This is a genomic window from Endozoicomonas sp. SESOKO1 (assembly GCF_024606265.1).
Taxonomy (GTDB): Bacteria; Pseudomonadota; Gammaproteobacteria; order Pseudomonadales; family Endozoicomonadaceae; genus Endozoicomonas.
This window is the reverse complement of record NZ_JAHHPP010000017.1, coordinates 18,771-38,852: the sequence shown is the minus strand read 5'-3', so window position 1 is coordinate 38,852 and position 20,082 is coordinate 18,771. Positions and strand designations below refer to the sequence as shown.

The window sequence follows — 20,082 nt, the reverse complement described above, 5'->3', positions numbered from 1 at the left end:
GCGGGCGGCGGGTAGCGTCTGTAGAAATGTCGAAGTTATTTCAGGACAGCTCCTTTACATCATTAGGTTAACGGCAGAACGTAAAAAGACAACCCATTATGTCATAAAATAATTGACAATAATGACAGACATCACTTTATGATTCAGACTACACTCACCCGATACCTCCACTATGAATCTTGATACTTTGGAAAATCTTGGCCTCAGCCAACGGGAAATCAGTACTTATCTGGCTCTTTTGCAGCTTGGCTCAGCGTCCATCCGGGATATTGCCACACAAACCGGCATCAATCGGGGAACCACTTATGAAACCCTGAAAGATCTTGCTGGCAAAGGGATTGTCAGTTACTTCCCGAAAGGTAAGCGGCGAATCTTCTCGGCAGAACCACCGGAAAAACTGCTGGAGCTGGCCGAGGAAAAACGCCAGTCCCTGGACACCACCATTGAAGAGATGAAGATCAGACTGATCCCACAACTGAATCACCTGAAGCCGGATTTCAGTGCAGGGAATGTCCGCTTCTACGAAGGAGACAGTGGCATTGAGTTCGTACTCAAGGACATTCTCAATACCGTGGCCCGGCAAAAAGACCGGGAGTACAGTGTCTTCTCCTCCAAATTGATTCGCCAGCACCTTTATCGCCCTTTTCCCAATTACACACAGCAGCGTATCCGCAAGAATATCAAGGTGCGGGTGATTGCCATTGGTGAAGGCGGGGAGGATGCCGAACTGTCTGCGCGCAAGTGGATTGATACCAAAGGACGCATGGATGCCAGCTATATTGCGATATATCCCCCTAAAGTCGCCATGATTTCCCTGGGTTCCAGGAATTACCCGGTAGCTGTCGTGCTGGACTCACCGGAAATTGCCGCAGCCCAGCAAATTATTTTTGAAACACTCTGGAGTACGCTCTGATTTTCCACTCCAGATTGCAGACAAAAACGATCAGATTCTTTCCTATACTTGTCTGGAACCGGGCCTGTGTCCCCACGGGGTTTCACCGGCTTTCCTCTTCTTTTTCACTCATCAACACTCACTGTTGAGTCTTAAACGGAGTCTGATTGTGAAAAACTACTGCCTGAAATTATGGTGGCTGACCAGTATCGCCGCTCTTGTGAACTTACTGGCTGCACCGGCCATGGCCACCGACTATGACGATGGATCGCCCCCCGGCAATGACTTCAAATGGATGAACCTGAACCTGATGTATGCCTACAAAGAATTGCCTCGTAAAGAAGCTGAAGCCAATGACGGGCATGACTATCTGGAGCTGGAATTCGGAGGGCGCTCAGGGATTATTGACCTGTATGGTTATGTCGACGTTTTTAACCTGACCAATCGAGACAACAGCGACAAGAAGGGCCAGCCCAAGATGTTTATGAAGTTTGCCCCGCGGTTTTCTCTTAAAGGCCTGTTCAATAGCCTGCCGTGGGGACCAGTCACTGACATTTACCTGGCTACGCTGTTCAATTGGGGCGGAGGGGGAGCCACCAACTATGATGAAGCGGGTGTTGGTGTACCCAGTGAAGACACCAACAACTCATTCTGGGGAATTGGGTCAGACATACAGGTCCCCTGGTTCGGCAAAATGGGACTTAACCTTTATGGACTGTATGACCTTAATCGAAAAGAGTGGAATGGGTACCAGGTTTCCACCAACTGGTTTGCACCATTTTATACCTTTCAGAATGGCTCATTTATCAGTTATCAAGGGTATCTTGATTATCAGTTTGGCGGTAAACGGAACAAGACGCTCTATCCCAAAAGCACTAATCCTGACCAGGACTATTCAACCAGCGGCGGGGCAATGTTCAATGGTCTTTACTGGCACTATGACAAGTTTGCCTTTGGCTATGGTTTGAAACTGTACTCCGATGTTTACCTGATCAAAAATGGCGGTAATGCATTTGGATCCAAAACCAAATCAAGCGGCACCAGCCAATATTTTGCGGTAACCTATAAATTCTGATCACGGTTATCCACATTTCGTCCATTGAAGATTTACTGGCAGGGATGCCCGAACCCAAAGCCTGTCCCCCGCAGCCCGCACGAAGCTGTTATGTTCACTTACTCGAACCCGTCTGCCCAGGAAGTATCTGACATTCGAGGATCGTCGATTCGCTGGCCGAAGCAGTCAAAGAGCAGTTCTTTTTTAAATATGAACGGCTGAAACAACATGCGATAAATTTTTGTTTTTGTGCCTGTCTCACTCTGCCTGAACGAACTTTCAATTAACTTTTCTTCTTCAAGCGTTTTCAAGCAATCACAGACCCTTGGACGAGACACACCAACCAGTTTGCCCAGTCTTTTCTGGCTCGGCCAGCATTCGCCTTCACTATTAGCAGCAACCGTTGGGTCGGGGTCAGGTTCTCTAAATCACCTGTTTGAATTTCAACCCGAATCAATTTCAGCACTCCGATTGTATACGCGAACGAAATCATGTCTACTGAATAAAGGGGGGCGTCCAATAGTGAACAAACCCCGTCTACAGGTGAACACAAACAAGATAAAGAACAGTATCAAAGAACAAGTTGTAAAATGCGGCCTGCGTGGGTGAACTTAACACGGTGTTATTCACATAACCTTGTCAGGTTGCTGATCACGCTGTTTCGGATCTATTCATCGCTGTAAAACCCAGCACACGTTGAAAACAGTCATATATAAGTAATTCAGTACTTACAGAATACTTTCAGGATAATTAACTCATAAAAACACACGTACCAAAAAACAGATGTTATATTGGTTAAAACTCTTCCCGGACGTTGTCTTTATGCACCCAAGACCAGCATGCTCATCCATTATGCAGCATCAATCCTGGCCGAAGCTGATCATAATTACCTCACTGGCATCTGTGTTTATCGTATTGACATATTTCTGGATCTCACACGAAAACCGCAAGCCCAGTTACATTCATGACAAGACCTACAAGCTGACTATTCTTAACACCAGCGAGCTGACTCATGAATATGACAATGAAAAATCAAACAGCCATGACCAACTGCTTCACAGGCAGGAGCTGATCAATAAAATACGCCGGGAAGTTGAAGCCGATGGTGGGAAATTACTATTACTTTCTGGCGGAGAACTCAGTACCGATGACGACATCCTGAACCTGAAACAATTGAACCAGCTGGGTTATAACGCCATGGCGGTAAGCCCGTTATTATTTGATGAGCCACTGAACATTATTCGACATCAGGAAGCGGCTGCTGACTTTCCTTTTTTGTCTGCCAACCTTTATGAGTCTGAAACAGGCCGGCCCATTTTTGATGCCTATGCCCTGTTTGATTTCGATGGGCTGCGCATTGCCGTTATGGGGATTACCAGGCCCGGGGGTAATGATGGAAAGTCCGAGTACCGACGGGGTATTGAACTTATTGATCCGGTACAGGCAAGTTCAGAGCTGGTACCCTATCTGAGAAGACAGGCAGATATTGTTATCGTTGCCACCCATGCAATCCATTACCCAAAGCTTGTCAGATCTGGCAACAAGCCCGTTTTTCCGGCATCCAAAATGGCAGGTATTGACCTGCTGGTGGGTAATAGTGTCCTGCCCCACAATGAGTCTTACCGTATAACTGAAACCAGTACACCTTTATATACGCCTGAATGCTGCTCAGCCATCAGAAGAATTGATTTGGAATTTCGTAATGGTGAGTTAAAAAAAACAAACTCTGTACAAATCAATCTGATAAACAAAATTGAATCTAAACACAGTTATTGATTACGCCATTTAATTAGGAAGTCATTATTAATGAGACTATAGTAATAAAATATTTTTTCATCCGCTTACATCACAAGCCGCTTTCTTATTCTATCGGTTAATTTCTCTCAGCTTCTGTCATAGCATCTATACTTGCTCTACTCAATCACTATCTTTGATATAGCAGGTAATTACTTTGTCCCGTTTACATTCTTCTTTACTGCCTTGTGCAGTTGCCCTTTTCAGTCTGCCGGTAATGGCCAATAACAGTCATGATCCATTTATCAGTGACGCCAAAATCGATGGCAAAGTTCAGACCGTTTTTTATAACGATAAAAACACCTCTGATGGAAAAACTAACGGTGCCTGGACCGGTGCTGTGTGGCTTAATGCCGAGACAGGCTACCTTGCTGACATTATCAGCGTTGGCGGCTCAGCTTATCGTGTTGCAAAACTTGATATGAAGACAGGTAATAACGACTCCAGTGACTTGCTAAATGCTGATAACGAAGGCTTTGGCAAGCTTGGGCAGGTATGGGTCGATTTCAAACTGCCGAGAAGCTACGACGGTGTCTCAGCTGATGTCAAAGTGGGCCGCCAGCTGATTGAAACCGGCCTGATCAGATATTCAAGCTCACGCTCCGTGCCCAGCAGCTGGCAGGGTGTCGATGCCTCTGTAAGCATGGATAATAATTTCAAGGGTAAAATCGCCTGGGTTGACGAAGTATCCATGAGAACCCAGTCCGGTTTTCATCATATCGTGAATGACGAAAATGAAAAGATCGACTGGATAGTTGCCATGCAACTGGGCTATACCTTCCATTTTGCAAATCATCGGAGCCTGGAGTTGCAATATAATAACAGCATGGCTCATAAGTACGTTACCGGCCAAAATGTCAACGCCATTTTTACCACGCCGCTGCATAACGACTCCACACTTACCCTGACGGGTATGTACTACCACGCAAAACAGGATGGTGATCTCTGGAAGTGGACTAATGCCCCTTATGAGGATAAAGCCCAGTCTGGCAACCTTAATGCCGTTCTGGAAAGTGGTCCATGGACGTTCAATGCTGGCGTTACCTATACCAAAGCAAAAACAGCCAGCAGCAATGTGCAGAGTGGCTATCAGACCATCGGTTACTACGACTATAACTTCGGGGTCAATACTCAGGGTGCATACGATGTTCCCAGTAACGCCATCTATTCGTCCTTCTACTTTGACAAGGAAACCGCCTGGATGGTCGGCGCTGAGTACGACTTCAGCGCTATTGGTATCGATGGGTTGTCCTTTGGCTATAACTATATGTACGGTTCAGGTATGAAGGCTCGACATATAGCAACCAATACCGAGCAGGATGTACATGAATCTGAGAGTGACCTGACCCTGATCTACAATTTCAACCAACCGGAGTTGAAAGGCCTGCAATTCAAAGTAGAGTATGCCTATTACAAGAACAGTGACGCCTTCTACCTGGCAACGGGGCAAAATCAAGTCAAAGACCTGCGCTCCTGGTTAAGTTATAGCTTCTCTATTTGATACTATGCTACCAGATCACCGTTCATCCTTAAGCGGCTAACCATATGAAATGATCCATTTTGTATGGTTAGGCTGCTAATAACACTCCGATAAAATCAGTACCAGTAAACGGTACTTCTTTCCTGTAGCCCGACATATTTGATTTCATATTTCCCCCTCTCTTTGTAAAAATATCAATGATTTTTTGCAGTAATCCAATGGAGTAATCAATGAAACCAGTTCAATTTGGGGTTGTGGCTATGTCTGTACTTCTGACCGCCTGTAATACCTTGCCTGAAGGTCGATGGCAGGAAGTCGGCCCTGCATCTCCCATTACCCTGGATATCAAAAATGATCGCATTGCCGCCAATGCTGGCTGCAACCGCCTGATTGGCTCGGTCAAAATGTATGGCGATCAGCTGGTCGTCGAGCAGCTCGCCAGTACCCTGATGATGTGTCATGGCGAAGCGGCCAAAAAGGAAGAAGCCCTGAAACAGCTATTGGGTGATAAGCCCAGGGTTCAGATGTCTGGAGACCAGCTGATACTCAGCACCAATACGTCCAGCTATGTCTTTAACAAGCAGCCCAATATGGAAGATGGCGTGACCCGCTTTATTTATGTCGCACCGGAAAAAACTCAATGTACTGGCATAGCCCCAATGGAGTGCCTGCAGATTCGGGAGTCTGAAGAAGATCCCTGGACCTTGTTTTATGGAAATATCGAAGGTTTTGAGTTTACCCCCGGGACGGCTTATCGTCTCAGAATCAAAGAGTTTGATGTTCCAAACCCGCCAGCTGATGCCTCCAGCAAGCGTTGGATACTGGACCTGGTGGTAGAGCAGGAGTGGGTTGACAATCAGTAACCCTCTTTCCCTCCTGAATAGTGAGTCAATTCAGGAGGGATAACCAGAAGCCAGGCCCGGTTATACATAGACACCTCACTCCCGTGGGAACAAGAGAAACACTTTTCTGCACTGACCATCAATAAAAGGCAATCAGAGCCTGCAAATAATGAGGTCATTTCAGAACCAGTTCTATGGAACCAATTATTTTATGGAAAGTCCAAGCTGCTTTAATGAAATCAAAATAATGATCTGGCCGCTTCAGGATGAATAATGAAACCGTTACAACAATTCCTTATTGTTTTATTACTCTTTACCAATGCCATCGGTATCAAACTGGTGAATGCAGAAGAATTTACCAATATCTGGTCCCAAAGAAAAAGCATCCGGAATTATATGTTTGAAGAGCGCTTTTTCGACAGGATCGATTCTTTCGAAACATTGGCCAACTATCATGACCTGAACATTGAAGAGCAAGTGAAACAAGGTCGTCAGGGAACAAAAAAAGCATTAAATGACATATCAGTTGAATACGCTCAAACGCAAATTAAAAAGTATGGCGTTTATGGTGGTATGCCTCTGGCAGCCACCGGACTGTTGCTGGGGCAATTACCGTCACACCTGTCTGGCGCAATATTATCCAGTGCATCTCCGGTGATTTTGACCCTGGCAGGCTTTTTATTGATTGGTATAGGAGAGCAGTTTTACTACATGAGAGAGCCTCCCCGCCTGCCTGAAGCCGATCTTGTTATTGAGTATGGCGCTAAAAGACACCTTCTCGACCAGGTTACCCGAGCCTACCTGGAAGAGTCTGTCTTTTATCGTTTCTGGCAAACCGAAAGCGTTGAACAGTATGACAAATTAATCAGGGTCATGGATAAGGTTCTACGACTTCCTGTGTATGCCAAGCCCCTTGAATTTAATCAGAGCCTGGCCAATGAAAAGCTATTGCACTTTTCAACCACACTGAAAGACAGACTATACCGACTGGCCTTCTCTGAAATTATGATTCAGAAAATGTCTCCCAGACCAGAGGGACACTATCCGGTTTATTTCTACGGTCCCCCGGGCACGGGCAAAACGTTTGCAGCAGAACATCTTGCCAGGGCAATGGATACTAATCTTGCTACCTTAACCCTGGACAGTGCCAATATTGATGACATCATCGGGACTGCTCCTGACAGTCAGGAAGCAAAGCCCGGATCACTATTAGAAGCCATTATTGCCAATACGACTTCCAATCAGGATATAAACCATAATAATCAAGTTCTGCTGATTGATGAGTTCGATCGCCTTTTTATGGGAAGCGATAAACAATCTCAGGATGTTCTGGCATTTTTCCTGAAAATACTGGATCCCACCTATCGCTTTTTTTACAGCCCTTACCTGAGAACCAATATTCATCTTCCCGATACCATCATACTGGCGGGAAATACTGACATTCATTCCATCAGCACTCAAAATCAACAGCTACTGGCGATGGCTTCCAGGCTGGAGAAAATCCAGTTTGATGGTTTTTCCAACCAGGCCAGGCAGGAAATAGCATTCCACTTAATGATTCCCAAAATGCTAAAGAGTTATCAGTCAATTTCTGAAGACCTTGCCGATTTTTCCATACCAGACAGTGATCTGAGCAGAATTGAGGATTTTATTCACAGTGATACCGATCCGGGTCTGCGGAGTCTGGAGAAATTTACCCATGAGGTGTTTGAAACCCACCTTCAAGAGCGGCGTCAAGCAGGCATAGCTCACTGGGCTCAATAGATTCTGATGGATAGCAAAGCAAATAAAGCGTGTTGGACTCACACAACTTCGAGGGAAGATGATGTGTTGCACCACAGTTACACAACAGGTATACAACAGTTGCATAACAGAGAGCACAAAGGAAACAAAAGCTTCTCGTCGTCTTTTATGCTCTCTGTTGTTCAAGATAGTTACTCAGGATAAATGCTGAATTACAGCAATGACTTCAGAGCGACTTCAACCATCTCATTGAACGTTGACTGACGGTCCTCTGGTGGCAGAGCTTCACCGGTACGGATGTGGTCGCTGACGGTACAGATTGCCAGCCCCCGGGCACCAAACTCAGCGCAAACACCGTAGAGGCCGGCCGCTTCCATCTCTACACCCAGAACGCCGTATTTTTCCATAGTGTCAAACATGGAAGGATCCGGGTTGTAGAACAGGTCCGCAGAGAACAGGTTGCCCACTTTAACCGGCAGGCTCATGGCACGGGCAGAGTTAACGGCATTTTCCAGCAGCCCGTAATCGGCAATCGCCGCAAAGTCATGGTCCTTGAAGCGCATGCGATTCACTTTGGAGTCAGTACAGGCACCCATACCGATGACTATGTCACGCACCTGAACATCCCTGGAAATAGCACCGCAGGAACCAACACGGATCAGGCTCTTGACACCGTACTCGGTAATCAGCTCTTTGTAGTAAATAGACGCTGAAGGAATGCCCATACCTGAGCCCATGACGGACACTTTGACACCCTGATAGGTTCCGGTAAAGCCCAGCATGTTGCGAACATCCGTTACCTGTTCAGCACCTTCCAGGAAGGTTTCTGCGATATGCCTGGCTCGCAGGGGATCGCCGGGCATCAGGCAGACATCAGCAAAGGCTCCGGGCCTGGCATTAATATGAGGTGTCATGGTTAAATCCTCGTTCTCAATAAAACACGACGATCAAAACGCATCAAGGATGGCTCCCTGATGCGCATAGCTGTCTATGGCTGAAACTTAGCCTTACTCAAAGATCTCAGGCAAAAAGGATGTGCCGTAGTCCATAGGCTCCAGTGCAAAGTAACTGGCCAGTGTCTGTCCGATATCGGCAAAGGTTTCCCGCTGACCCAGTGAGCAGGGAATCAACTTCTTGCTGAATACCAGAACAGGAATGTGTTCACGGGTATGATCCGTTCCGGGCCAGGTCGGGTCACAACCGTGGTCTGCAGTGATAATCAGAAGATCATCGTCGCCCATATAATAAAACAGGTCTGGCAGCATGGCATCCAGCTGTTCCAGTGCGCCAGCGTAACCGGCGACATCCCTGCGGTGACCGAACGAAGAATCAAAATCGACAAAATTGGTGAATATAATGGTTCGGTCACCCGCTTCAATCAGTACTTCACGGGTTGCTTCAAAAAGGGCAGGAATACCCGTTGCCTTTACCTTTCTGGTAATCCCCTGGTTGGCAAAGATATCGGCAATCTTGCCAACACTGACCACTTCTCCGCCACTGGCCACCAGCTTATCCAGTACCGTAGGTGCCGGAGGCAATACCGAAAAGTCCCGACGATTACCCGTGCGCTGGAAGTCGCCTGCATCATCACCAATGAATGGGCGGGCAATCACACGTCCAATGTTGTATGGTTCAAGAATCTCACGGGCAATCTGACAGACTTCAAGCAGACGGTCCAGGCCAAACGTTTCTTCATGGCAGGCAATCTGAAATACGCTATCAGCCGATGTGTAGACAATCGGCTTGCCGGTTTTCATGTGTTCTTCACCCAGCGCTTCCAGAATACTGGTACCCGAGGCATGACAGTTACCCAGAACTCCCGGAAGTCTGGCCTTTTCGATCAACTCATCCAGCAGCTCCTGCGGGAAACTGTTTTTCTCATTGCGAAAATAACCCCACTCAAACAGAACCGGAACACCCGCCATTTCCCAATGGCCACTGGGAGTATCCTTGCCGCTGGAGAGTTCTCTGGCATAGCCATAAGCACCGATAATCGGCATATCATTGACCATCCCCCGGGGAAATTCACCACAGGCATCCCTGGCAGCGTGAACCAGACCAAGACCGGACAGCTCCGGGAGGGTTAACGGTCCTTTTCGTCCAATATCTGCGTCGCCATCGGCACAAGCCCGGGCAATATGTCCAATTGTGTTGGAGCCAACATCACCAAATTTATCAGCGTCTTCAGTGGCTCCAATACCGAATGAATCCATCACAAGGATAATGGCACGTTTCATTCGCTCCTCCTGACCTGCCATGGTTATGACAGCTACTGGTTGATAACAATGCACCTTCTGGCTTGTTACAAACTCATGACTCGAATGTGCATTTTCCGCTCAAGGCTGTTTGTAAACCAGATAATGGGGTTGCGGCATCTGTTCAGCAAAACTGAGTGCACCGCGAAACATATCTGCAGCCCGGTTCCATGACGCTTCTGAACTGGCATGGAGCATGGCTATCGGCTTTGATGGATCAATCCTGTCACCCAACCGGCAAATGTCAGTGAAGCCTACTCCATAATCAATCGTATCAGAAGCGACTTTTCGCCCACCGCCCAACTGCACCACGGCCATCCCCACTTCCCGGGTGTCCATGGCGGCAAGATAACCCTCTGCCTCTATGAATACGGGCTTGATGATGGCAGCACCGGGCAGGTAACGGTCATAATGTTCAACAAAGTCAGATGGGCCACCCAGACCGTGCACCATCTTGCCGAAAATTTCTGCCGCCCGGCCATTATCCAGCACTGACTGCAGTTTTTCCCTGGCCTGCTCAATGCCACCAGCCAGGCCGCCGGATACCAGCAGCTCTGCGGATTGGGCCATGGTAATTTCCAGCAGGCGCTCATTGCGATATTTACCGGTGAGGAACTGAACGGCTTCGCGCACTTCAACGGCATTGCCCGCAGAAGAGGCAAGACACTGGTTCATATCCGTCAGCAATGCCGTCGTTTTCACCCCGGCCCCGTTGGCTACCAGAACGATACTCTGCGCCAGTTCCACCGACTGCTCAAAGGTTGGCATAAAGGCACCGCTGCCCACCTTAACATCCATCACCAGGGCATCCAGCCCCTCGGCCAGTTTTTTCGACAGAATGGAGGCGGTAATCATGGCAATGGATTCGACCGTTGCGGTCACGTCACGAACACCATAAATCCGTTTATCCGCAGGTGCTAACTCGCCGGTCTGGCCGACAATGGCCACACCGGTCTCTTTGACCACTTTACGAAACAGCAATTCTGAGGCACTGGTCGTATAGCCGGGAATACTGTCCAGCTTGTCCAGCGTGCCTCCGGTATGCCCAAGGCCTCGACCTGAAATCATCGGAACAAAGCCGCCACAGGCGGCAATCATGGGACCAAGCATCAGGCTGACCACATCGCCAACACCACCGGTGGAATGTTTGTCCAGTATGGGCCCGGGGAGATGGTCTGATGACCAGTCCATCACCTCTCCTGAGTCGCGCATCGCACAGGTCAGGGCAATTCGCTCATCAATATTCATCCCCTGAAAGTACACGGCCATGGCGAGAGCACCGATCTGGCCTTCCGACACCGAGTTATCCGTAACACCTTCAATAAAACTGCGAATCTCCTGCTCGCTGAGTGCCTCACCTTCCCGCTTACGACGAATGACTTCTTGTGGCAGAAACATAATCAATACCCGCCACTTTCAGTGGTATCACCATGTTTCAAACCCAGGCTAATCAACAGATTCTCCAGCAGGCTGCTGGCACCAAACCGATAGTGACGACGGTTTACCCAGCCATCGCCCATGATTTCATCCGCCAGGTCCAGGTGGAATGCAGCGTCTTCTGCGGTTCTGATACCACCGGCAGGCTTGAAACCAACCTGGGTGTTACCACTGTCGCGGATTGCTTCCAGCATGATACGTGCAGATTCAGGCGTGGCATTGATCGGCACCTTACCAGTAGATGTTTTAATAAAATCAGCTCCGGCAGCAATGGCGATTTCACTGGCCTTGCGAATCAGGGCTGGATCCTTCAGCTCACCGGTTTCAATAATGACTTTTAACAAGACTTTTTTGTGGCCACCGGCGTCAGCACCACAGGCCTCTTTGCAGCGGCGAACCAGCTCGGCTCCAACTTCTTCATTGCCGGCCATCAGGGCACGGTATGGGAATACAACGTCAACTTCATCCGCACCATAGGCGACAGCCGCCTTGGTTTCTGCGACAGCGATATCAATATCATCATCACCGGCAGGGAAGTTGGTTACCGTGGCAATGGTAACGTCATTGAGGCCAAGGGAATTCAGCGTTTTACGGGCAATAGGGATGAAACGGGGATAGATACAGACAGCAGCCGTGTTACCCGCTTCTGTGCGCGCCTGATGACAGAGTTCAATGATTTTTTCCGGGGTATCATCATCATTCAGGGATGTAAGATCCATCAATTGCAGAGCCTGACGACTACGGGCATTAAAATCGGTCATGGGGCAATCCCTCTTTGATAAAATAGCAATGACAGGTAATTGAGAATAGCGCAGATACAAAAAACCCCTGTAACAAGACAGGGGTTTTTGCTGATCATCCACCTGAGTCTGCAGGGCATACTGCAGTCTCATTCGTCCATTGCTGAAGCATCGGTCTGTTGGAACAGGCAACGATAACAGTCCGCGCTTAGGTCAGCCAGCCATACCGGTTCCCGCCAGTATCGCCATGGAACGACGTATTAATACTATCGGCTCAATACAACAGGGTATATCAACAAAATCAGGATAGTCATTCTATGATTTTGAATGATTTGAACAACTCTCATTATTACATCATTAATTTCTGACAGCAGCACTACCCATCAAGGCGACAATTCATGTCTATACTCCAGACAGGTTTTTGATGCACTGCCTGAAATATCAGGCAATGCATCCTGCCTTTTCCTGAAAGACCTCTGAAGTGCTGGTGTTTGTCCGACATGGACTTTTTGCTCTGATCGATTCCAGAGGGTCAATACACCGGCATTCAGCTGGAACATAATCAGCTATCGGTCCTGGAGCTTACATCATGCCACTGCACTACCGCGATGATATCCTGGATAACCTGGTTGACGATATTTATGCGTCGTCCGACCTCTCCGTCAGCATGCCCAAATATAAAATGCCGGAAAAGCAGCAAGAGCCCCGGCACGCTTATCAGATTGTTCATGACGAGCTCATGCTGGATGGTAACTCCCGCCAGAATCTCGCCACTTTCTGCCAGACATGGCTGGATGAAGAAGTGCACAAAATCATGGATGAGTGTGTCGACAAGAACATGATCGACAAGGACGAATACCCACAGACAGCAGAGCTGGAAAGCCGCTGTGTCCATATTCTGGCCGATTTATGGAACTCACCCAGTGCCATGAATACCATGGGCTGCTCCACCACCGGCTCCAGTGAGGCCTGTATGCTGGGAGGCATTGCCATGAAATGGCGCTGGCGACAAAAAATGCTCAGTCAGGGCAAACCTGCCGACAAGCCTAACCTGATATGCGGTCCTGTTCAGATCTGCTGGCATAAATTTGCCCGCTATTGGGATATTGAACTGAGAGAGGTGCCTCTGGAAGGTGACCGCCTGGTGATGACTCCCGAGGAAGCCATCAAACGCTGTGATGAAAATACCATTGGTGTAGTGCCAACACTCGGGATTACCTTTACCTGCGCGTATGAAGATGTTCAGGCATTCAGTGTGGCATTGGATAAACTGCAGCAGGACACTGGACTGGATATTCCCATCCATGTGGATGCTGCCAGCGGTGGTTTTCTTGCGCCGTTCTGCCAGCCCGACCTGATCTGGGACTTTCGCCTGCCCCGGGTAAAATCCATTAATGCGTCCGGACACAAGTTTGGCCTGGCACCCCTGGGTGTTGGCTGGGTTGTCTGGCGGGACAAAGAAGAACTGCCTGAGGATCTGATATTCAGGGTTAATTATCTCGGGGGGGATATGCCCACCTTTGCCCTGAACTTTTCCCGTCCCGGAGGACAGATTGCTGCCCAATATTATAACTTCCTGCGCCTTGGAAAAGAGGGCTATCGACGTATACAGCAAGCCTGCTATGACACCGCTCAATATCTCAGCAGTAAAATCGAGCAAATGGGGCTCTTTGACATTATTTACAACGGTAAAGGCGGCATTCCAGCCATGAGCTGGTCACTGAAAAAAGATGTCAATCCCGGCTTTAATCTCTATGACCTTTCAGACCGGATCCGTAGCAGAGGCTGGCAGATTGCCGCTTATTCCATGCCCGCCAACCGACAGGACCTGGTCATTATGCGCATCCTGGTCCGTCACGGATTCAGCCGGGACCTGGCCGACTTACTGATTGCCGACCTGAACCATTGTATTGAATACTTCAAGGAGCACCCTGTCCAGAAGCCCAGCGATGCTGAAGAGTCCACTGGTTATATCCATAATTGACGCCCAGAACAGCGGTGCTGGAGCATTCAGTGGAATACATTCCGGCTATGCTGCTCTCTTTACTGGGAGCAGTCATACAAACGGCGTTTGGATTTGGCATGGGAGCGGTCATCGCTCCGTGGTTATTGATGCTTAATCCTCTTTATATACCAGGCCCACTGATGCTGGCTACGCTGGTGCAATGCCTGTTAATGGCAGCAAAAAACCGACACAACATGGATATTCGTGGATTGGAAAGTGCATTCATTGGTCGAATCCCCGGTACCGTGATTGGTATCTGGCTTTTGACGTTAGTTTCTGAAGAGGCTCTTTCCATTTGTGTCGGTGTTGTTGTGTTACTGGGAGTGCTCGTTTCCATTACGCGACTCAATATCAAACCCACCCGATCAGCAATGTTTCTCGCCAGCCTGGTTTCCGGAGTCTTTGCCAGCTCTACTTCCGTTGGTGGCCCGCCAATGGCACTGGTGCTGCAGCATGAGGACGCCGGAAATATAAGGGCCAATCTCGCCGGCTACTTTATTTTTGGGAGTACTATCAGTATTCTCGCGATGATTGCTGTGGGTCACTTTGGCTGGGAACAGCTTAAGTTATCCGTCATTCTGATGCCTGGTACGTTACTGGGTTTTTATCTATGCACGAAGCTTCCATTAAAACGGTGGGAGCGCTTTATGCACCCGGGAATTATGATCTTGTGTGGATTGTCAGGCTCTCTGGCACTGATTAAAGGTGTGCTCAACCTGATGCGTTAACATTTCCACGGCAAACCATTTGACAGATTTAGCAAAAAGTTTAAACCGATAGCGCCCGATCAGATATCATTGCCAACCCTATCTACTCAACTCATTGCAACCTTCCATGATTCCAACGGAAACATTACAGATTGTCCGGGCAGTCGCCCATTTTCGTAACTTTACCGCTGCCGCGAAGCATCTGCATAAAGTGCCCTCGGCAATCAGCTATACCGTTCGGAAACTGGAAGACCGCCTGGGTGTACAACTGTTTCTTCGCGATAGCAAACGGGTTGAACTGACACCGGCCGGTGAACACTTTATTGAGCATACCGATAAACTGCTTGCCGCCCTGGAGGAACTGGAAAACAGTACACGACAACTGGCTACTGGATGGGAGCAGGAGCTGCGTATCGCCCTGGATAACGTGGTAAACCAGGGAAAGGTCTACGACCTGATCCATGATCTTCAGGAAGTCCGTCCGGAAACAGAGCTGGTGATCAACACCGAAGTTTATAACGGCTCCTGGGACTCATTGTTTCATGGCCGCTGTCAGCTTGTGATTGGCGCGCCCCAGGATATCCCGGAAGCCATTCTCAACCAGGACCGCTTTGCCTGGCGCTCTATGGGTAAAATGACCTGGGACTTTGTGGTTGCACCAGACCACCCCCTGGCCGATCGAAAAGAGCCTCTGTCAATGGAAGATATGCAGGAACACCGCTCTATCTGTATCCAGGATACCTCACGTTTTTTCCGTCATGGCTATAACCTGCTGCTGGAAAACCAGCAGGTGCTTCTGGTGCCCAGCTTCAGAGCTGCTATTGGCTGCCTGTTAAGAGGGCTGGGAGCGACGATTTTGCCTAACCACTTTGCCAGACCCTATATCGAAGCTGGCGTGCTGGTTCGTAAAGAAGTACCTGACCTGCATTATAACGACAGCTGTCTGCTTGCCTGGAACCAGGAAAACATGGGGCAGGGTCTGAAATGGGTGCTAGACTGGCTGGGCTCTGAGACATGGTTGAATAAAGTCTGGCTGCAGTACGATGAACAGATGCCAATGGGCTATCACGTACCCTGAATTCAGGAGTTGTCCCTGAATAACTTCATTATTTTACTACCCGCAAAAGCAGTTCCGGCTTTTCAAGAAGCGACCTGCTCGCAGACTGGATAAAATAATGACGTTATTCTGTCAGCAATACTGGCCGAATTGTTAGACAATCTTCTGCAAAATCAATGATATAAAAGATTGAAAATGACTTGCAGTGGAGTAAAGCCATGGAATCAATCAGGCCAGTTTTCGATCAGCAGGCGTTAACCATACAGGATCTGAGCCAGGATATGGTTAGCCTGAACAGTATGGACAGCATAGATAATCCTTTAGGTTACCATGACAGCACACTTGTACAGATTGAGATGTACAGCCGGATGATCTGCTATGGCTTCAATAACCCATTCCCTCATTCACGTCTGCACCTTGCTTTCGCGCTCATTGGCATTAAAAGCCTGTTGCATCAGATCAGTCTTGCCGAACTGGTGACAGGCAGCTCAGCAATTAATGAGACACCGGTCAAACAGGTACGCCCGGATATCCAGCATATGGAAAAACTTGAAAAGCTGTTGGACTGCCCGATGATTGCCGACAGTCTGCCAACGCTGAGAGAAGCACTTCGGTTTGTCCACAACAGGGATCAACAGGAAATTTACGACATTCTTAAGCGTAAGTTGAAAGGCGACTTAAACCCGAATGGGGCTTGTTGCAGTTAACAAAAACCTATCTATAGTTACCCGAACCTATTCAAAATGAGTAAGTTCTGTTGTGAATGATCGATACTCCATCTCCCGTGCCGCTCACCATTTAGGGGTATCTCCTTCTACTCTGCGTCGCTGGGAGGCTTGTGGAAAACTCGTTCCTGAGCGAACTGCCGGTGGTCAACGACGTTATAGCGCCAGTCAGTTAATGACGCAACAGACGCCACCGGTACAGCGCAAAACGTTAGCTTATAGCCGGGTTTCCAGTCATGACCAGAAAAAAGACCTGGAGCGGCATTAGGAAGTGCTTTCATTATACTGCGCCTCTAAAGGCTGGCAGTACGAGATCATCAGTGATCTTGGCAGTGGTATGAACTACCGCAAAAAAGGCTTGCGACAACTGCTCAACCTGATTGTGTCCGGTCAGGTGGAACGCCTGATCATCACCCACAAAGACCACTTGTTACGATTCGGCGCGGAACTGGTATTTGCTTTGTGCGAAGCCCGGAACTGCGGAGTGGTTATCATCAACCAGGGTGATCAGCCTTCCTTTGAGGGGGACGGCCAACCGGAAGAGCTGACGAAGGATGTTCTGGAGATTATCACTGTGTTTTCTGCCCGCCTCTACGGCAGCCGCAGTTGCAAAAACCAGCAGCTGATGGAGAAATTGACCAAAGTTGTAGAGGATACCGGGAAGCCATGAGCGAAAAAGGCTCGTTTCTGACTGACAGTCTGTCAATGACCTTCCAGACCCGCCTGAACATCTCCGCTGCCCAGAATGTCGCCCTGTCTGCTATCGCCGCTCTGATGTCGTCCATCGAACGTGGGTTATATGTCCAGTGGCGTAAGGGACAATCGCTGGCTTCCCTGAAAAACAAGACCATTGCCCGCTACCGGATTCCTGCCCGGTACTTCAATGCAGCGAAAGCCAGCCTCGAGGGTAAGATTCGCTCAGTCATGTCCAACCTGGCAAACACTGAAGACAGTTACCAGTGTCGAATCAAGGCAAAGCATCGGCAATTAAAGAAACAGACAAAGGCACTGAACAAAGAAGAAAATCCTCAAAAACGCGCTCAACTGCGTTTTGGCCTGCACCAGTCTAAACGACGACTGTCGACCTTAAAGGCACGCCTGCCTGGTATACAGCAGAGGTTGGAAAACAATGATCCGGCTATCTGCTTTGGCTCCAAAGTCCTGTTTAAAAAACAGTTCCACCTTGAGAAAAACGGCTATTGTTGCCATAGCGAGTGGCAACAGGACTGGCAGGATGCCCGGCAATCACAGTTTTTTATCGTGGGTAGTAAAGACGAGTCCCATGGCTGCCAGCTGTGTGCCCTGACTCAAGCCAAAGACGGCACCCTGTCTGCTCGTTTGCGAGTACCGGATGCTTTAGTCGGAGAGCATGGCCAATATCTTGAGTTAACCAATATTCACTTTGCCTATGGCGGTGACACGATCAATGCAGCACTTCAAAACAACCGACGACGGCAGACGTTGGGCTTGAAGGCCGGTCGGACTCAGTTTGGTGACCTTTATAAACACTATGGTCAGGCACTGTCCTTTCGGTTTTCCCATGATGAGAAAGGCTGGAGGTTGCTGGTGACAACGGCAGCGATACGAGGTCGTTCGTGTACCCGCCCGGAAGCCGGTGCCATGGGGCTGGATATCAACGCCGACCACCTGGCTCTGGCGTTGATTGACCGCCATGGTAACCCGCTAAACAAATGGACTATTCCCTGTCATACCTTTGGCAAAACCTCAGAGCAACGTCAGGCGTTGATTGGTGATGCCTGCAAGCAAGTGGTTGAACTGGCAAAACAGGCTGGAGTACCGCTGGTGATGGAACACCTGTCGTTCCGGAAAAAGAAAGATGAGCTGGAAAAGAGTCACTCAGCCCGCTACGCCCGGATGCTGTCTGGACTGGCATACGACCAGATTCATAAGACACTGGTCAGTCGTGCGTACCGTGAAGGCGTCGGTCTGACCAGAGTCAACCCGGCTTACACGTCGGTAATAGGCCGAACAAAATTCAGTGGCCAATATGGCTTGTCGGTGCACCATGGCGCAGCTGTGGCGATAGCCCGACGTTATTTCCGGTTTTCTGAGCGATTGCCCCGTGGTCCCAGAGTTCGACTTTGGGACGATAGGGCGGGCCATGTCGCCTTGCGGTTACCAGAGGATAACGGCAAGCACGTATGGACCCGTTGGGCGATTCTGCGTGGGAAACTGGCAACGGCTCTTGCAGAGCGACCAAAGCGATCGAAGCATCCACCGCCTTTGTCGGCAACGGCAGGGCTGCGTGAGGGAAAGAGCGGTGTTGTTTTCGACACGGCGCTCCCATTTTAACTTTGGTCTGTCGGTGAGATTCCGACACGTGAATCGTCAGTAGCACTGCTCGGCTGGCGTCTTGCGAAAAATGCTCAGGTTTAGATAACTTTGAGTAGGTTTGAGCAAGTTTTTAGGAGCGGCAGGAAAAATACCCCATTGAATATCACCACGACGATCCCCACGCATCACGAGCTAAGTTCAGTGTATGCGGTTGTCAGGTGGCGTGTCACTTGCTGGCGAGGTGGTTGACGATTTGAATGAGCAGCTCTTCGGTTTTGTCGAAACGGTGATCAATCGCGTCGAAACGTCGATCAACCTGTTGGTTGAATGCTTTTTGCTCTGCAATAAATGCATTAACCGCTTCAAAACGGCGATCAATCTCTTTGAACTTTTCGCGTTGTTCATTGAGGATCAGGGAGACAACTCCGTGAGTCGCTTCAAGAATTTTTTTGTTTTCGTGGAACGCGCAGTCAAGAGCGTTCACCCTGGCTTCCAGTGACATAGGTACTGCCTGTTTTTATTGAATGAGCCATCAGCATAGCAGACATTGAGAGATGGCACAGAGACACCTGACACTTTCATGACGGGTGCGGCCAGAACTCCATAATCAGCTCAGAGGCACGCTCTTCTTCAACCGGGCCAGTAACATCAATTGCCGGATGGCAGCATGAAAAAATCTCATTACAACCTACATCAATAGACTGTCCTGATAGTTGCTGGAGTGTTTTTCCAGGGCAACCAAACACGACTTTTGAAATGCCTGCCCAGTAAATAGCCCCGGCGCACATTGCACAAGGCTCAGAATTGGTAAACAGTGTGCACTGTTTCAATTCACACTGGGAAAGCGTCTGATGAGCCTTGGAAATCAGATTCATCACTGAATGCCGGGTCACATCATTGTCGGCGATGGACGTGTTTACCGCCTCCATGACTACACGGCCTTCCTGGGCAAGCAGCGCTGAAAATGGCAGCTGCCCATGATCCGCACTCTGCCTTGCCCGTTCAATGCTGTGTAAAAGCAAAGATGAATACTCATTCATAAAACACGACCCAGCT

The 20,082-nt window shown here is 48.8% G+C and carries 17 protein-coding genes and 1 pseudogene; 12 read left to right on the top strand and 6 right to left on the bottom strand.

Annotated features, from left to right (window positions below):
* Positions 1–172 precede the first annotated feature (172 nt).
* From KDK13_RS01190 to KDK13_RS01165, 6 genes are all read left to right on the top strand, one after another.
* A complete protein-coding gene (locus KDK13_RS01190) occupies positions 173–913 on the top strand; it encodes a TrmB family transcriptional regulator (RefSeq protein WP_257282921.1) in 741 nt (246 codons plus the stop codon).
* Between the two features lie 148 nt (positions 914–1,061).
* Positions 1,062–1,967 (top strand): outer membrane protein OmpK, encoded by a 906-nt coding sequence (locus tag KDK13_RS01185; RefSeq protein ID WP_257282919.1) that lies wholly within the window; start codon positions 1,062–1,064, stop codon positions 1,965–1,967.
* Positions 1,968–2,768: 801 nt separating this feature from the next.
* Positions 2,769–3,722 (top strand): hypothetical protein, encoded by a 954-nt coding sequence (locus KDK13_RS01180; RefSeq protein WP_257282917.1) that lies wholly within the window; start codon positions 2,769–2,771, stop codon positions 3,720–3,722.
* Between the two features lie 175 nt (positions 3,723–3,897).
* Positions 3,898–5,241, top strand: a complete 1,344-nt coding sequence (locus tag KDK13_RS01175) for an OprD family porin (protein WP_257282916.1) — start codon at positions 3,898–3,900, stop codon at positions 5,239–5,241.
* A 209-nt stretch (positions 5,242–5,450) separates the two neighbouring features.
* Positions 5,451–6,083, top strand: a complete 633-nt coding sequence (locus tag KDK13_RS01170) for an META and DUF4377 domain-containing protein (protein WP_257282915.1) — start codon at positions 5,451–5,453, stop codon at positions 6,081–6,083.
* A gap of 252 nt (positions 6,084–6,335) precedes the next feature.
* Positions 6,336–7,826 carry an ATP-binding protein gene (locus tag KDK13_RS01165; protein ID WP_257282914.1) on the top strand — a complete coding sequence of 497 codons (1,491 nt, stop codon included), beginning with the start codon at positions 6,336–6,338 and terminating at the stop codon, positions 7,824–7,826.
* 191 nt (positions 7,827–8,017) lie between these two features.
* Here KDK13_RS01165 and deoD read toward each other — a convergent pair whose 3' ends face one another.
* The 4 genes from deoD to deoC all read right to left on the bottom strand — a co-directional run bounded on the left by deoD (position 8,018) and on the right by deoC (position 12,258).
* Positions 8,018–8,719, bottom strand: coding sequence for a purine-nucleoside phosphorylase (gene deoD, locus KDK13_RS01160; protein ID WP_257282913.1), 702 nt, complete (start codon positions 8,717–8,719; stop codon positions 8,018–8,020).
* 93 nt (positions 8,720–8,812) lie between these two features.
* Positions 8,813–10,042 carry a phosphopentomutase gene (locus tag KDK13_RS01155; RefSeq protein ID WP_257282911.1) on the bottom strand — a complete coding sequence of 410 codons (1,230 nt, stop codon included), beginning with the start codon at positions 10,040–10,042 and terminating at the stop codon, positions 8,813–8,815.
* A gap of 99 nt (positions 10,043–10,141) precedes the next feature.
* The gene (gene deoA / locus KDK13_RS01150; RefSeq protein ID WP_257282910.1) at positions 10,142–11,458 is read right to left on the bottom strand and encodes a thymidine phosphorylase; all 1,317 of its coding nucleotides are present in this window, start codon (positions 11,456–11,458) and stop codon (positions 10,142–10,144) included.
* Positions 11,459–11,460: 2 nt separating this feature from the next.
* On the bottom strand, positions 11,461–12,258 hold the full coding sequence (gene deoC, locus KDK13_RS01145; protein ID WP_257282909.1) for a deoxyribose-phosphate aldolase: 798 nt from the start codon (positions 12,256–12,258) through the stop codon (positions 11,461–11,463).
* A gap of 568 nt (positions 12,259–12,826) precedes the next feature.
* Between deoC and KDK13_RS01140 the strand changes: the two genes are divergently transcribed.
* The 6 genes and pseudogenes from KDK13_RS01140 (at position 12,827) to KDK13_RS01115 (ending at position 19,044) form a co-directional block, all read left to right on the top strand.
* The gene (locus tag KDK13_RS01140; protein WP_257282908.1) at positions 12,827–14,221 is read left to right on the top strand and encodes a glutamate decarboxylase; all 1,395 of its coding nucleotides are present in this window, start codon (positions 12,827–12,829) and stop codon (positions 14,219–14,221) included.
* Between the two features lie 29 nt (positions 14,222–14,250).
* Positions 14,251–14,970, top strand: coding sequence for a sulfite exporter TauE/SafE family protein (locus tag KDK13_RS01135; protein ID WP_257282907.1), 720 nt, complete (start codon positions 14,251–14,253; stop codon positions 14,968–14,970).
* A 106-nt stretch (positions 14,971–15,076) separates the two neighbouring features.
* Positions 15,077–16,027 (top strand): LysR substrate-binding domain-containing protein, encoded by a 951-nt coding sequence (locus KDK13_RS01130; protein WP_257282906.1) that lies wholly within the window; start codon positions 15,077–15,079, stop codon positions 16,025–16,027.
* Between the two features lie 197 nt (positions 16,028–16,224).
* Entirely contained in the window at positions 16,225–16,713 is a 489-nt protein-coding gene (locus tag KDK13_RS01125; protein WP_257282905.1) for a hypothetical protein, read from the top strand.
* Between the two features lie 52 nt (positions 16,714–16,765).
* Positions 16,766–17,401 (top strand): annotated as a pseudogene (locus KDK13_RS01120) (IS607 family transposase).
* Positions 17,398–19,044: an IS200/IS605 family accessory protein TnpB-related protein gene (locus KDK13_RS01115; protein WP_257282903.1), complete on the top strand. Its 1,647-nt coding sequence runs from the start codon at positions 17,398–17,400 to the stop codon at positions 19,042–19,044. The pseudogene KDK13_RS01120 and the gene KDK13_RS01115 overlap by 4 nt, the downstream one beginning before the upstream one ends.
* Positions 19,045–19,252: 208 nt before the next feature.
* On the opposite strand, the gene KDK13_RS01110 is transcribed toward KDK13_RS01115, so the two are convergent.
* A complete protein-coding gene (locus KDK13_RS01110) occupies positions 19,253–19,528 on the bottom strand; it encodes a hypothetical protein (RefSeq protein ID WP_257282902.1) in 276 nt (91 codons plus the stop codon).
* 76 nt (positions 19,529–19,604) lie between these two features.
* Entirely contained in the window at positions 19,605–20,066 is a 462-nt protein-coding gene (locus KDK13_RS01105; RefSeq protein WP_257282900.1) for a nucleoside deaminase, read from the bottom strand.
* Positions 20,067–20,082: the final 16 nt, after the last annotated feature.